At 65.0% G+C, this 13902-nt stretch carries 18 protein-coding genes; 14 read left to right on the forward strand and 4 right to left on the reverse strand.

Going from position 1 to position 13902, the window contains the following annotated elements; translation table 11 throughout:
• Positions 1 to 57: 57 nt before the first annotated feature.
• Positions 58 to 666 (forward strand): undecaprenyl diphosphate synthase family protein, encoded by a 609-nt coding sequence (locus tag ACY9XZ_RS17470; protein WP_463458307.1) that lies wholly within the window; start codon positions 58 to 60, stop codon positions 664 to 666.
• Here the strand turns inward: ACY9XZ_RS17470 and uppS are convergent, their stop codons facing one another.
• Entirely contained in the window at positions 667 to 1593 is a 927-nt protein-coding gene (uppS, locus tag ACY9XZ_RS17475) for a polyprenyl diphosphate synthase (RefSeq protein WP_463458308.1), read from the reverse strand.
• A gap of 115 nt (positions 1594 to 1708) precedes the next feature.
• On the opposite strand from uppS, the gene ACY9XZ_RS17480 reads away from it, so the two are divergent.
• From ACY9XZ_RS17480 to ACY9XZ_RS17490, 3 genes are all read left to right on the forward strand, one after another.
• Positions 1709 to 1903, forward strand: coding sequence for a cold-shock protein (locus ACY9XZ_RS17480; protein ID WP_008312646.1), 195 nt, complete (start codon positions 1709 to 1711; stop codon positions 1901 to 1903).
• Between the two features lie 2 nt (positions 1904 to 1905).
• Positions 1906 to 2100 (forward strand): cold-shock protein, encoded by a 195-nt coding sequence (locus tag ACY9XZ_RS17485; RefSeq protein ID WP_004591449.1) that lies wholly within the window; start codon positions 1906 to 1908, stop codon positions 2098 to 2100.
• Between the two features lie 176 nt (positions 2101 to 2276).
• Positions 2277 to 2687: a DUF5778 family protein gene (locus tag ACY9XZ_RS17490; protein WP_463458309.1), complete on the forward strand. Its 411-nt coding sequence runs from the start codon at positions 2277 to 2279 to the stop codon at positions 2685 to 2687.
• Positions 2688 to 2773: 86 nt separating this feature from the next.
• Here the strand turns inward: ACY9XZ_RS17490 and ACY9XZ_RS17495 are convergent, their stop codons facing one another.
• Positions 2774 to 3064 (reverse strand): DUF7577 domain-containing protein, encoded by a 291-nt coding sequence (locus tag ACY9XZ_RS17495; RefSeq protein WP_463458310.1) that lies wholly within the window; start codon positions 3062 to 3064, stop codon positions 2774 to 2776.
• A gap of 101 nt (positions 3065 to 3165) precedes the next feature.
• Here ACY9XZ_RS17495 and ahbB point away from each other — a divergent pair, with 101 nt between their 5' ends.
• From ahbB to ACY9XZ_RS17525, 6 genes are all read left to right on the forward strand, one after another.
• A complete protein-coding gene (gene ahbB / locus ACY9XZ_RS17500) occupies positions 3166 to 4221 on the forward strand; it encodes a siroheme decarboxylase subunit beta (RefSeq protein WP_463458311.1) in 1056 nt (351 codons plus the stop codon).
• A 40-nt stretch (positions 4222 to 4261) separates the two neighbouring features.
• Positions 4262 to 4909 (forward strand): precorrin-2 dehydrogenase/sirohydrochlorin ferrochelatase family protein, encoded by a 648-nt coding sequence (locus ACY9XZ_RS17505; RefSeq protein WP_463458312.1) that lies wholly within the window; start codon positions 4262 to 4264, stop codon positions 4907 to 4909.
• On the forward strand, positions 4906 to 6252 hold the full coding sequence (hemA, locus tag ACY9XZ_RS17510; RefSeq protein WP_463458313.1) for a glutamyl-tRNA reductase: 1347 nt from the start codon (positions 4906 to 4908) through the stop codon (positions 6250 to 6252). Before ACY9XZ_RS17505 ends, hemA begins: the two co-directional genes overlap by 4 nt.
• Before the next feature lie 41 nt (positions 6253 to 6293).
• Positions 6294 to 6572, forward strand: a complete 279-nt coding sequence (locus ACY9XZ_RS17515; protein WP_463458314.1) for a 4a-hydroxytetrahydrobiopterin dehydratase — start codon at positions 6294 to 6296, stop codon at positions 6570 to 6572.
• Between the two features lie 10 nt (positions 6573 to 6582).
• Positions 6583 to 7002 carry an LWR-salt protein gene (gene lwrS / locus ACY9XZ_RS17520; protein WP_463458643.1) on the forward strand — a complete coding sequence of 140 codons (420 nt, stop codon included), beginning with the start codon at positions 6583 to 6585 and terminating at the stop codon, positions 7000 to 7002.
• A gap of 108 nt (positions 7003 to 7110) precedes the next feature.
• Positions 7111 to 7758, forward strand: coding sequence for an HAD family hydrolase (locus tag ACY9XZ_RS17525; RefSeq protein ID WP_463458315.1), 648 nt, complete (start codon positions 7111 to 7113; stop codon positions 7756 to 7758).
• On the opposite strand, the gene ACY9XZ_RS17530 is transcribed toward ACY9XZ_RS17525, so the two are convergent.
• Positions 7746 to 8672: a molybdopterin-binding protein gene (locus ACY9XZ_RS17530; protein WP_463458316.1), complete on the reverse strand. Its 927-nt coding sequence runs from the start codon at positions 8670 to 8672 to the stop codon at positions 7746 to 7748. The two genes, ACY9XZ_RS17525 and ACY9XZ_RS17530, sit on opposite strands and share 13 nt — an antisense overlap.
• Positions 8673 to 8783: 111 nt before the next feature.
• Between ACY9XZ_RS17530 and ACY9XZ_RS17535 the strand changes: the two genes are divergently transcribed.
• The 3 genes from ACY9XZ_RS17535 to ACY9XZ_RS17545 are packed head-to-tail and all read left to right on the forward strand — an operon-like array spanning position 8784 to position 11703.
• Complete coding sequence (locus tag ACY9XZ_RS17535; protein WP_463458317.1) at positions 8784 to 9560, forward strand: GIDE domain-containing protein; 777 nt, start codon at positions 8784 to 8786, stop codon at positions 9558 to 9560.
• 49 nt (positions 9561 to 9609) lie between these two features.
• Positions 9610 to 9966, forward strand: coding sequence for an Hsp20/alpha crystallin family protein (locus ACY9XZ_RS17540; protein WP_008312668.1), 357 nt, complete (start codon positions 9610 to 9612; stop codon positions 9964 to 9966).
• An 18-nt stretch (positions 9967 to 9984) separates the two neighbouring features.
• Entirely contained in the window at positions 9985 to 11703 is a 1719-nt protein-coding gene (locus ACY9XZ_RS17545; protein ID WP_463458318.1) for an ABC1 kinase family protein, read from the forward strand.
• 30 nt (positions 11704 to 11733) lie between these two features.
• Here the strand turns inward: ACY9XZ_RS17545 and ACY9XZ_RS17550 are convergent, their stop codons facing one another.
• Positions 11734 to 12261, reverse strand: a complete 528-nt coding sequence (locus ACY9XZ_RS17550; protein ID WP_463458319.1) for a GNAT family N-acetyltransferase — start codon at positions 12259 to 12261, stop codon at positions 11734 to 11736.
• Positions 12262 to 12481: 220 nt separating this feature from the next.
• On the opposite strand from ACY9XZ_RS17550, the gene ACY9XZ_RS17555 reads away from it, so the two are divergent.
• The gene (locus ACY9XZ_RS17555; RefSeq protein WP_463458320.1) at positions 12482 to 13900 is read left to right on the forward strand and encodes a sulfatase-like hydrolase/transferase; all 1419 of its coding nucleotides are present in this window, start codon (positions 12482 to 12484) and stop codon (positions 13898 to 13900) included.
• The last annotated feature ends 2 nt before the right edge of the window (positions 13901 to 13902 follow it).

The following is a 13902-nucleotide window of genomic DNA, read 5'->3' on the forward strand; positions in this document are numbered from 1 at the left end:
CGAACTGCGGAGGATGGGACCGTGGGATTTACTGGGGCTGTCAGCATACCGGCGGGCGTGGGACTATACGACCGGTATCTCGCAGCGCGCGTTCGGCGCAGCGACGCCGACCTGCCCGAGACGGTCGCACTGGTAATCACGGAGCGGGATCTGCTCGGCGACGGCGCGTACAGGACGTTAGAGCGCTTCTTCGACTGGACGGTCCAGTACGGTACCGACACCGTCGTCGTCTACGTGAGCGTCCTCGACGAGGAGGCGATTCCGACGCTACAGCGTGAACTCGAAAGCGTCACTGCGCCGCGGGAGATAGCGGTCAGAGTACCGGACGACGAGACGACGGCCGACGCTCCGATCCAGATCTCTATCGGTCTCGGCGGGCAATCGGAGTTCGCGACGGCCGTCCAGAAACTCGCAGAAGACGTCGACGAGGGCACCCTCGACCCGGACGATATCGACGAGGCCGCGGTCGAGGAGCATCTCGTCTTCCCGACCGACCCGGATCTGGTCATCAAGACCGGGGCCGAGCGGCTCTCCGATTTCATGATCTGGCAGTCCGTGTACTCGGAGCTGTACTTCACTGACGTGAACTGGCAGAACTTCCGGTTGCGGGATTACCTGCGGGCGTTGCGGGATTATCAGGAGCGGCAGCGCCGCTTTGGACGGTAATCAGTCCGCGATGTCGTACTCTTCCTCGAGTTGTTCGCGCTCGGCGCTCGGGAGCGCGTCGCGGAACCGGCCGAGCATCCGTTTGGCCGTCGGGAGTTCCGATTGCTCGATGGCACGGACCAGTGCGAGCGACCGCTCCGCGCGCGTGGTGCGCCAGGACTGCTCGCGGTTCTGGTACGTCCGGATCGCTCGCAGGAAGTCGACTTTTCGGAACTCCGGCCAGTAGGGGGTACAGAAGAACGTGGCGGCCTCGTTGCCGTTGGCGTGCCACGGCAGGAAGTTCGAGGTGCGCTCGTCGCCGCCGGTCCGGACGATAAGGTCGACATCGCGGGTCGGCCCCTCGTAGAGCCGTTCCTCGATGGTTTCTGCGGAGACGTCCGTCGGGTCGAGGGCCCCGTCCTCGACAGCAGTGGCGACGTCGCGGGCCGCGCCGAGCAGTTCCGCCCGGCCGCCGTAGGCCAGCGCGACGTTGAGGTTGAGCTGGTCGTACTGCGCCGTGCGCCCCTCGGCGTAGTCGATGGCATCCAGGACCCGCTCGGGGAGCATTTCTCGCTCTCCGATAGCACGGATGCAGACGCCGGCCTCGTGGACCCGGTCGGCGTCGGCGAACGTCCGGAGCTTCTGCTCGACCAGATCGAAGATGTGCTCGCGTTCCTCGGGGTCGCGGTCGAAGTTCTCCGTCGAGAACGCGTACAGCGTCACCTCGCGGATGTCGAGTTCGTCACACCAGTTCAGGAGGGCCTCCGTCGTTTCGGCCCCTTCCGTATGTCCCTCCTGCGTCTCGGCCCCCTGTTTCTCGGCGTAGCGCCGGTTGCCGTCCTGAATGACGGCGACGTGGTCGGGCGTTCCCGACAGTTCCCACTGGAGCAGTCGCTCGTAGGCCGCATAGCCCAATCGCTTCCCCCTCGATAGCATCATTGAATACATTTCAACCACTCAATAAGGGCTTTGTGGAAGGGGCCGGGTACAGTTATTTCCCACCTAATCTGTCGAAATATATGCGCATAGTTTTAATACACCCCGGCTTAACGTTCGAACTGCAATGGCGACCGGTACGGTAGACTTCTTCAACGACACAGGCGGTTACGGTTTCATCGATACCGAAGACTCCGACGAGGACGTCTTCTTCCACATGGAGGACATCGAAGGTCCTGACCTCGAGGAGGGGCAAGAAGTGGAATTCGAGATCGAGCAGGCCGATAAAGGCCCGCGCGCGAAAAACCTCACGCGGCTGTAACCATGGCGACAGGCACTGTAGACTTCTTCAACGACACGGGTGGCTACGGTTTCATCGAAACCGACGATGCCGACGAAGACGTGTTCTTCCACATGGAAGACGTCGGCGGCCCGGACTTAGAAGAAGGGCAAGAAGTCGAATTCGACATCGAACAGGCAGACAAAGGCCCGCGAGCGAAGAACCTCACGCGACTGTAAGCGAGTCCGGCTCGCTTTTCGACGGGTTCCGTTGCTCGGACCGAGCGGCGCTACCCGGCAGCGCGTGGGTTCCCACCGCTGTCACCGCGCCGTCTCTCGAACCGAATATCTTCGGATAGACCGATCAGCGCTCCGAATCCGAAGCGTCTTAGGGACAGCGACACCGACCGGATGGTATGAGCGAGGCCGACGCACTCGACGAGGAGCTCTACCGGCGGACCAAACAGCTGCTTGAGCCGGGCGAGATTCAGCTCAACGGCGCTGTCGTCCACACGGAGTACGACGGCAGCGACGAGATCGAGATGATGCAGGCCACCATCGAGGTCGGCGAACTCATCGCCGAGGGTGCGGGCCTTGATCCGACGGACACGTACGTCTACTCGGGCAGCGACGACCCCGAATTCGCGTCGAACCAGCACCAGGGCCTCACGCTCGACGGCGAGGAGTTCGTCTGGGAGTGCCAGCAACTCCTGCGCAACGGCTCCTTTGATCTGGTGTTCTACTACGAGGCCAGCGCCGACCACGACGGCATTCTCGAAGCTATCGAGGACGCCGGCTACGCGGTCACCGGCGTCGAAGGCGAGTAACCGCGTCATCCTGTCGGACGGAAGCCCTTCAAGAATTTCGCCACCCGGGGGTGGCGGATAGCTGTACGAAGATACGTCCAACAGTATCAGTCGCCGGTCGCCAGCCGCTCCTGACAGTTGTGACAGTAGGTGTAGTCGGGGCCGTTCGCTGCGCCACAGATACGACAGGTCCGTGCCTCGACGGCGGCCTGTTCGAAGTAGGCGTTGAGCTGGCCCGTGTCGCGGCCGTTGCGTCGGCCGCTGAACTGCTCGACCAGTGTGTCGTGTGCGGCGTAGTCCATGAGCCGAAACATCAGTACGAACCACAGCGGGACCCCTATCAGGACGAACAGGTAGACCAGCAGCCGGACCGCCAGTTCGGCTGTCGTGATAGCCACGCGCGGGTTAGGGGCGCAAAGGGGTAAAACGCTCCGGCGACCCGGACACTGGTACCGGTTGTCCCGGACTGTTTTTATCCGCAGGCCCCCCAGATTCGGGCATGAGCGAAGACCTCGGGACAGTAGACCGGGCTGTGTTGAACGCCTTCCAGGGCGGCTTCCCGGTCGTCGAACGGCCGTTCGAACCGGCCGCGGCGGCTCTGGCCGACCACGGCGTCGACATCGACGCGGACGAGCTGTTAGCACGCGTACAGGACCTCGACGACGCGGGCGTGCTCACGCGGTTCGGGGCACTCATCAACGCCGAAGCTATCGGCGGAACAGCAACACTTGTCGCGACCCACGCCCCCGAGGATAGCTACGACGAACACGCCGAGCTGATAAACGCCCACCCGGAGGTCGCGCACAACTACGAGCGCGAGCATCCGCATCTGAACATGTGGTTCGTGGTTTCGGTGGCCGAAGAAGGGCGGGTCGAGGAAGTCCTAGCCGAGATCGAGGCCGAAACCGGCGAGGAGACGTACAACCTCCCGAAACAGCAGGAGTTCCACGTCGGCGCGAAGTTCCCCGTCGAGGGGCCACAGACCCAGGACATCGACTGCTCGGACCTGGGGCCGGACGTGACACCGACCGAGCAGCGGTCGCTCACCGCCGACGAACTGGACCTGGTGCTAGAGATTCAGGACGGCCTACCGATTACCGCCACGCCGTACGCCGATGTGGCTGAGGAAATCGACGCTGATGTCGAGTGGGTACTGGAGACGATACAGCGGTTCAACATGGAGGGAAAGGTCCGCCGCGTCGGCGTCATCCCGAACCACTACGCGCTTGGCTACAGCGAGAACGGGATGACCGTCTGGGACGTGCCCGACGAGGTCATCGACGAGGTCGGCCCGGCCATCGCCGAGTTCGACTTCGTTACCCACTGCTACGAGCGGCCCCGCCACGACGGCGTCTGGCCGTACAACTTCTTCGCGATGACACACGGGCGAAGCGAAGCGGAGAGCCAAGAGCGCATCCAGCAGGTCCGCGACCGGATGGCAGACCACTGGGACGTAGCCGAAGAGGACTGGGACACGCTGTTCTCGACGCGCATCCTGAAGAAGACAGGGATCAGGCTGGACGAACGGGCGCGGCAGAACGCAGAGACGGCGTGACCGAACCGATGCAGCGTCCCCCAACGGGCAGGTGTCACCGGTGATCCCACTCATGCACGACTTCGAGGGCGAGACGGTCCTCGTCGTCGGCGGCGGTCCGGTCGGTGCGCGTAAGGCCCGAACGTTCGCGGCGGAGGCCACGGTCGTCGTCCTCAGTCCCGAGTTCGCCGACCGGTCGTTCGCGGACGCAGAGAGGGTCCGAGCAGCACCGAGTCCCGGGGACGCCACAGACTGGGTCGGGCGGACTGACCCGGCGCTAGTCGTCGCCGCGACGGACGATCCGGACCTGAACGACGCCTTCACCGCGGCCGCCGAGGATCACGGCGCGCTCGTCAACCGCGCCGACGACCACGGCGACCAGTCGTTTGGTAACGTCGTCGTTCCGGCGACGGTCCGGGACGGCCCCGTGACGCTGGCGATTGCGACCGGCGGGCGCGCGCCGGCGCTGTCCAAACACCTCCGGGAGCATCTCGAAGACGAGTTCGATAACGCTGGACTGATGGCGGATCTCGTCGGCGACCTCCGTGAGGAGTTCCGCGACCGGGGCGTCCCGCCGGCCGAACGGCGTGACGCCGTTAGGATCGTTGTCAGGTCACGGGAAGTTTGGAAGGCTTTAGATAGTGGCAGGTCCAATGGGGAGCAAGTAGCTAGAGACGTGATCGGAGAGTTACCTGGTGATCAAACGTGAGAGGGGACACTGGTGCAATCGTTGGGGTCTGTATATCCCATGAGCGCGCGAGCGTCGACCAATTAGAGACCGCTGCGGCGGACAGCGAGCGCCACGCCGTCGAATCCCTGCTCGCGAACCCCGCGGTCGAAGAGGCGATTGCGCTGCAGACGTGCAACCGTACTGAGGGGTACGTCGTCGTCTCAGATTACGAGGACGGGCTCGACGCGCTCGAACTGTTCACCCGCGCCGTGCCCGACGATGTCGTCGTCGAGATGGGTCACGAGGAGAGTCTCCGTCACTTGCTCCGGGTGGCTGCCGGGCTCGAATCGATCGTGCTGGGCGAGGATCAGATCCTCGGCCAGCTGCGAACCGCCTACGAGACCGCCCGCGGCGTCGGCGGTATCGGACCGATGCTGGAAGACGGCGTCACGAAAGCGATTCACGTCGGCGAGCGCGCCCGAACGGAGACGAAAATCAACGAAGGTGTCGTCTCGATTGCCTCCGCCGCGGTTCGTCTTCTCAAACAGGAGAGTTCGCTGGCGGACGGGACAGCGCTCGTCGTCGGGGCTGGCGAGATGGGCCAGCTCGCCGCGAAGGCGCTCAGCGAGGAAGTAGACCAGTTGCTCGTAGCTAACCGGACAGTGCCACACGCCGAGCACGTCGCCGAATCGGTCGATATCGACGCCAGTGCGGTTGCGCTCGACGGCATCGAAGCGGCCGTCTCCGAGGCCAGTGCCGTCATTTCGGCGACGGGGAGCGGCGACCAGGTGTTCGAAATCGGGACGTTCAGCGACGCCGGCGAGGTGTCTATCGTCGACATCGCACAGCCGCGTGACGTTCCGGCCGGCGCGGATCGACTCCCGTCGGTGACGGTGTACGACCTCGACGCGCTGGAGTCGGTGACCGCCGAAACGCGGAACAAGCGACAGCGAGCCGCTGAAGCGGTCGAGCGCATCGTCGACGAGGAGTTCGACCGGCTGCTCACGCAGTACAAACGCAAACGCGCAGACAGGGTCATCTCGACGATGTACGAGAGCGCCGAACAGGTCAAGGCGGCAGAGATAAACAGCGCGCTCTCGGCGGCTGATTTCGACGACGACCAGGCGGAAGTCATCGAGGCGATGGCCGACGCCATCGTCTCGCAGATCCTCGCCGCGCCGACCAAGAGCCTGCGCGACGCCGCGGAAGAGGACGACTGGTCGACGATTCATACGGCGCTCCAGCTGTTCGACCCGGACTTCGGCGGCCCCGACCAGGCCACTCCGCCCGAGTTCACCCAGGGCATGTCGGTCGAGGACATCCCCGACGGCATGCGCGACGAGATCCCGAACGCGATGCTCGACCGGCTCTCCGACGACTGACCACGCCCACCTTTTTGCCCGGGCCGCCCGACGTAGCAGATATGGCAGACCTGCTCTCTGACGGAGAGATTAGTGACCAGCTACCCGAGGAATGGACCCGTGAGGACGACGAAATCGTTCGCGTCTTCGAGTTCGACGGCTACCTGGACGCGTCGGGCTTTCTGAGCGCCGCAGCCGGCCTCGCAGAGGACGCGTGGCATCACCCAGAGATGACCATCCGCTGGGGCGAAGTCGAAGTCCGACTCACGACCCACGACGCCGGCGGCATCACCGAGAACGACATCGACCTCGCCGAGCGGCTCAACGGCATCCACGACTGACAGTGTGACCGTGGACACGACCGACGGACTCACGCCGCTCCGGCCGACCGACCCCGACAGCGCGACCGCACGGTACGTCTTCCGTATCGAGGTCGGGCTGGTACCGGACGCGGACGGACTGTGGACCGACCCCGACCGGTTCGAGACGACGCTGTACCGGGCGGCTGACGAGCCGGGGACCAGCGGGTGGCTGTTCTTCCGGGACACGCTCTGGCGTGGCGAACTCGCTGACGAACCGCACTTCCGTCGGCTCGTCGCGGACGAACTCGGCCGTCCGGTCGTCTCGGCGTCGTTCAGCGAACTCCGGACCGACGAGGGGTATTTCGACGCGCTGAAAGCCGAAATCGGCGACGACCTGGCCCTGTTCAACGCGGACTCGGTCAGCGAGGTGCTCACCAAGTACCTCGGCAGTTCAGTTCGTGTGGCGTGAAACGACCTGTCGCTTCGTAGTCAGTGTCTATAGCGGCGTTATACGCAGTAAAACTAGTCGTAGGGCCCGAAAGACTATATTCGAAAGTCCCCAACAAACCTACCCCTAATGACCACCGACTACGACTTCTGGCTGTTCGACCTCGACGGAACGCTCGTCGATATCGAGCCAGCCTACCCCCGGAAGGTGATGGGTGCCGTCGGCGACCGCCTCGGCGTCGAGTTCACCGACCGGGAGCGGGACGGACTCTGGTACGGGTTCGGTGGGGCACGGTCGCGGACCCTTCGAGAACGCGACATCGACCAGCAGGAGTTCTGGCGGCTGTTCCACGAGGAGGAAGACCCCGTCGCCCGGGCCGAGGCGACGTATCTCTACGACGACGCCGAGGCGTTTCTCGCCACCCTCGATACACCGGTCGGACTGGTCACGCACTGCCAGCAGTATCTCACCGAGCCAGTCCTCGACCATCTGGACATCGCCGACTGGTTCGAGACGGTCGTCTGCTGTGACGACGACATCGGCTGGAAGCCCGACCCGAAGCCCGTAGAGTTGGCGATGCGGGAGATGGGTGTCCGATACAACGGCCACCGCGGCGTGCTGGCTGGGGACAATCCGTCAGACATCGGTGCCGCGTGGAACGCGGGCCTGGACGGCGTCCACGTCGGTCGGCGGTCGCCGGCAGAGATGGGTCGGTGCGTGCGCGGCGACAGGCGCGTCGCCTCGCTGCTCGATTTGGCGTCGTCTCAGGGCAGGTAGTCCCAGTTTTCCACCGTGACGGACGCTCCAGCATCGAGACCAGTCTCGTCTGCAGGCACAGATATCCAGCCGTCGGCCCGGGTCGCCGTAGCGAGGTCAGTCCCCGGCAGTGGTGTCGCTGTCCCGTCGGTCACGGTGACCGGCACGAACGAACGGACGGATGCAGGGCTGTCTACCCCGTCGCCCAGTGAAGCTGACTGGTGGGGGTGATCCGACAGCGGTGCATCGGCAAACGCCTTCAGGAGCGGACGAAGGAGTTGCACCGCGCCGACGCGGGCTGCACTCGGCGACTCCGGCAACAGCAGGACTGGGCGGTCCTCGACGACGGCGACTCCCGTCCGCTGGCCCGGGTCGATATCGACGGAGTCGGTGAACACCTCCCCGAGGTCCGCAACGACCTCTCGAAGCGTGTCCCCCGGCTCGGTCCCGGTGATGACGAGCGCATCACGGGTGAGGTCGCGCTGGACGGCCATCCGGAGCGCCGGTGCGTCGTCGGCGACGGGGTCCCGGTAGGTAACCTTCCCGCCCCACCGGTCGGCGTACTGCGCCAGCGTGAACCCCGCTGTCTCGACCTCGCGGGCCGCGCTGGCAGCCGCTCGGAGTTCGTCGCCAGTCGGTACGATTCCGACCTGCGGTCGCTGGCGGACGAGCAGTTCGGAGACGCCGCTTGCCCGCAACAGTCCCACGTCGCCGGGCCGTACCTGATGCCCCTGATCGAAGACGGTGTCGTCGACTGAGATGCCTGCCGCCTCAACGGGGTTGTTCGCCGTCGCATCTGCTGCCAGCACTCGTCCGACAGCGACGGACAGCGGAATCCTGTCTGTCCGGTCGACGGGGACGGCGAAGCTACCGAGCTGTCTGCGGGCAGTCTCAAGCGCGAGCGACTCGGCCTCCGATGGCGGGGAGCCAGCCATACCCTTGCTAGTGGGTACTGTGGCAAAAACGCCCCGAGTGGCCACAGCCCGGCCGTCACTTGTCCACATGGACTGGGAACGCTTTTGTTCGGTCCGGATCGGAGTGGCCGTATGGTCCTCCCGCAACTGGTCGCCATCGTGTTCCTGGTCATCGGCGGCTTCGTCCTCCTCCGCGGTGGCCGGGAACTCCGAACGGTGTTTCACATCCTCCGTAACGATCCAGTCCCGGTGCGCTCGCTCGACGGGCACTCCGGTCCCGTCGAAATCACCGGCACAGCTGTTGCCGACGAGGACGCCGGAACCGTCACGGCTCCCTTCACCGGCAGCGAGTGTCTGGCCTACACCTACGAGGTCGAGGAGTATCGGTCGTCGGGGAAACACTCCAGTTGGGAAACGCTGGACGAGGGGCAGGCCGGCGTCGACTTCGTTGTCGACGACGGGGGCGCTCGCGTCCGCGTGAACCCAGACGGCGCAGACGTGCGGTTCGAATCACAGTCGGTGACGGTATCCCCCGGAACTGAACTCCCCGAGCGCCTGGCTGACTACGTCGAGCGGACGGAGGGCGTCGAGGCACAGGACGGATCCGTGAACCTGCTCGTGACGGAGATCAGCCTGGGGAACAAGCAGCGCTTTACCGAGCGCCGGCTGGACGTTGGCGAGGACGTGTACGTCTACGGCCAGGCGATGCGCGGCCCCGCAACGGAGTGGGGAAGCAATCTGGTCGACGCTATCGTCGGGGACGGCGACGGGACACCGGTGTTCGTCATCTCCGACACCAGCGAGCGTGGCACGGCCCGACGGATTGTTCGCGGCGCTATCGCCGAAACTGTGTTCGGACTAGCGGCTGTCCTCATCGGTGCTGCCGTCCTCCTCTCCGTACCCCTGTAGAGTAGCAGAGACCGTCGGGTTTACCACTGCGTACCACTTAGACAGGCGTATGCCAGCCCTGCGTGAAGCGCTTCGGGACCTCCCCGACGCCGTGTTCGCGGACGTGCTCGAATCCGAGGACGAATACCTGCTCGTGCTCGATCTGCCGGGCGTGACCGCGGAGACAATCGACGTGACCGTTGAGGGGGGCCGCCTCCGTATCGACGGGCAACGGACCAAGGACGTGCCCGGGGAGTTCACGTTCGTTCGCGAGGACCGCTCCGTGTTCCTCGACGCCGAGCTCCCGCTCCCGCCGGATACGACCGGGCAGGGCGGGGAGGGGACCGTCGAAAACGGCGTCCTCGAACTCCGCCTGCCGAAGGCGACAGCCGCACCGAGCACGACAATCCCGATCGACGGGGACTGACTCAGAGGTGGCAAGCCGGTGAACATTCGCGCGTACTGGCGGTTCCTCGTCGTCGCTCGCCACTTCCTGCCCCTGTTGGTCGCGTACGCACGAGACCGGAAGCGGTTCTTCGTGGTCGGCTCATCGCGCCGCGTCACGTCCGAACAGCGTCGCAAACGTGCACAGCAGCTGCTCGATTCGTTGCTGACGCTTGGCCCGACGTTCATCAAACTCGGACAGATCCTCTCGACGCGGCCCGACGTCCTGCCACCGGAGTACATCGAGGAGTTCTCCAAGTTGCAGGACCGCGTGCCACCGGCGGACTGGGACGAGGCACAGGTCGTCATCGAGGACGAACTGGGCTCTGTCGACGACCGGTTCGACGAATTCGAGACAGACGCGATAAGCGGCGCGTCGCTCGGTCAGGTGTATCTGGCGGAGGTCGACGGCGAGAAGGTCGCCGTCAAGATTCGCCGGCCCGGTATCGAGACGCTCGTCGAGGCCGACCTGCGGGTCGTCCGGTGGTCGCTCCCGCTGCTGATGTATTTCATCGACGACTCGCGGTCGTTCTCGCTGGAGACGCTGGCCGACGAGTTCTCGAAGACCATCCGCGAGGAGATGGACTACCAGCGAGAGGGCCGTATGCTCACCGAAATCCGGGAGAACTTCAGGGACAACGACCGCATCTGCATTCCCAAGGTCAAGGAGTCCCACTCCACGCGGCGCGTCCTGACGATGGAGTACGTCCCCGGCACGAAGATCAACGACATCGATAGCCTCGACGCGGGCGGTATCAACCGGACGGAACTGGCCGAAACGCTCCAGCGGGCGTACCTCCAGATGATCATCGACGACGGCGTGTTCCACGCCGACCCACATCCCGGGAACCTCGCCGTACAGGACGACGGGACACTCGTCTTCTACGACTTCGGGATGTCCGGCCGGGTCGACCCGTTCGTGCAGGACAAGATCATCGACTTCTACGCCGCCGTCGCCGACCAGGACATCGACGCCATCCTCGATGCCCTCATCGAGATGGGGACGCTCTCGCCGGAGGCCGACCGGCAGGTGATGGGCGACGTGATGGAACTGGCCATCGCCGACGCCCGCGGCGAGGACATCGAGCAGTACCGCGTCCAGCAGATCATCCAGCAGGTCGAGGACACCATCTACGAGTTCCCGCTCCGGCTGCCGGCGAACCTGGCGCTCGTATTGCGTGTCGCCACGGTCGTCGAAGGCGTCTGTGTCACGCTTGACGAGGACTTCGACTTCATCGGTGTCGCCACAGACTACCTCCGCGAAGAGGGGTACATCGCCGAGGGCGTCCGCAACTTCGTCGAGGACAGAGCGACCGAGGTGTCAGACGCCGCTCGGTCGGCCGTCCGAATTCCGCCGAAACTGGAGTCCGCCCTCGACAGGGTCGAGCGGGAGGACTTCCGCGTGCAGGCCGACATCGAGGACTCCGACGGCCTGCTTGCGACGATGACAAAGCGACTCATTCTCGGGATGTTGCTCGCGAGCACGCTGTTCTCGACGGCGTTTCTCTACACGCAGGCGTCGCTTCCGGCCACCGGCGTCGGCATCGTCGGGACCGTCGGCCTGTCCCTGGCGCTGTGGTGGTCGTTCCGCTCGAAGAAGGCCGTCCGCGCCAAACCCCAGTTCACGCGACAGAGCATGCGCGAGCAAGACCGGGAGAGTCCGGGCGGACTCAACACCTCCTTCGGCGAGGACACCGACGACGCCTACAGCGGCGACTGAACGCCTCTTCGCCGTGTTCGCCCGAAACAGTCAGAACCGTTTTTCGAAGTGGACGAGTTCGTACTCTCCCTGTGTCGACCGGCCGACCTCTCGGTAGCCCTCGTCGCGGTAGAACGCGACCGCGGCGGGCTGGCTGTGCGATGTCGTGGCGAGCAGAACATCGTACCCCTGCTCGGTAACGGACTGTTCAAGCTTGTGGAGGAGGCTGCGACCGTAGCCACGCCGTTGGTGTGACGGGGCGACCCGCATCCGATGGAGTTCGGCCGCGCCGGGGACGGTCCGCTCGTCCGCGTGGCCGACCTCGTTCGGGAGGAAGCCACCCATCGCTGCGAGGCCACCGTCGCACGTCTCCGGGAGTTGGTCGTCGACAGCCGGAACGACGCCGACGAGAAACGCGCCGCCAGTGTCGAAATATCGTGTCCCGATATTCTTCAGGTCCGACGTTCCGGGGATATCACTGGGGTCGTTTCCGGTCGCTCGCATCGCCCACTCGTGGAGACGCCAGACAGCGTCGGCGTCCCGGTCGTCGTAGGACCGAAACTGGATCGGGCCGGACATCGAATACGTTCTGCACGGTCCATGGTCGCGGAGCGGCTTTAGTTCTACCCTATAAGAGTATGGTTCTATTATACCTGCCTGAATTTATCCGGAACGTTCAGTATCCAGTGTCCAGTATGAGGGGTATGAGAGAACTCGGTGGCACGTGCTGGGTACGAACCCCGGCTTGCGGACGCGATACGTCGGTACTATTACGTTTCAGGGGGAGTGTGGGTCGACAATGACAGCCCCAGCAACGAACAACGTGGTGCTGGTCACGGTTGATTCGCTGCGGGCGGACGCACTGGGTGGCGCTGACAGCGTCTCGCCGGTGATGGACTCGCTCGCCGAGTCGGGCGTCGTTTTCGAGAACGCCGCCGCCCAGGGCAACTGGACGCCGTTTTCCTTCCCCAGCATTCACGGGTCGCGGCCGGTGTTCGCCGAGAGCGACGACATCGGCGTGGCGTCGACGCCGACGCTGGCCGAGCAGGTATCGGACGCCGGCCTCGAAACGGCGGGGTTCAACGCCGCGAACGGCTTCCTCACGGACCACTGGGGGTACGACCGCGGGTTCGACGCGTTCGAGCCCTTCGTCGACAGCGGCGGCTACAGCAAGTACCTGGCGGCCCATCCGACCGTTCAGGCGTGGGTCCAGCTGGGAACCTCGCCGTTCCGGCGCGCCGCAACCGTTCTCAGCGGCGGGTCCGACGAACGCCCCTTCGCCGACGTGTCACGGATGGGTGACCTCGAAGACCACGCCACCGAGTTCCTGGAGACGACCGACGGCCCGTTCTTCCTGTGGGTCCACTACATGGACACGCACACGCCGTACGTCCCGGCCCCGCGGCACATCCGCGAGGTGTCGGACAACCACTTCGGCGTCCTTCGAATGCTGAGTTCCCACCTCAAAACCGGGCTGGGCTGGGAGGTCGACGACCGGACGCTGGAGACGCTTCAGACGCTATACGACGCCACGGTCCGGCAAGTCGACGCCAGCATCGGGCGGCTGCTCGACACGCTCGAAACCGAGGGCCATCGCGACGACACGGCTGTCGTCGTCGCCGGCGACCACGGCGAGGAGTTTCTCGAACACGGCCATCTCGCCCACTACCCCAAGCTCTACCGGGAACTCATCGACGTCCCCTACATCGTCTCGACGCCGGAAAGCGAGTCACAGTCGGTCGAGACGCCGGTCGGCCTCGACACCATCGCGCCGACGGTGTGTGACCTCCTGTCGCTCTCGCCGGCGGCCGAGTGGGACGGGGCCTCTGTCGCCCCGGCGATCCACGGCGAGGACATCGAGGACCGCGGCCCCATCGTCTCCACCGCGGTCCGGGGCGAGAGCGTCACCAGTCAGCCGATCCCGCGGAGTCGCGCCGACGGCGAACTCATGCTCAGCGCACGCGACGAGCGGTACACGTACATCGAGTTCACGGAGTCGGGCCGCCGGGAACTGTACGACCGGACGAACGACCCCGAGGAGCAGGTCGATCTCTGTGCGGACTCGTCGGACGCCGACCCGCCGGCAACAGTGCTTGACCGACTGTCCGAGGCTGTCGCCGATCACCTCGCTACTCTCGACAGCGACGGGTCCGGTACCGGTGAGACAGAGGCCTCCGAGGAGATAACAGCACGACTAAAAGCGCTCGGTTATCAGTAAGG

Source organism: Haloarcula sp. HT12, from assembly GCF_055271655.1.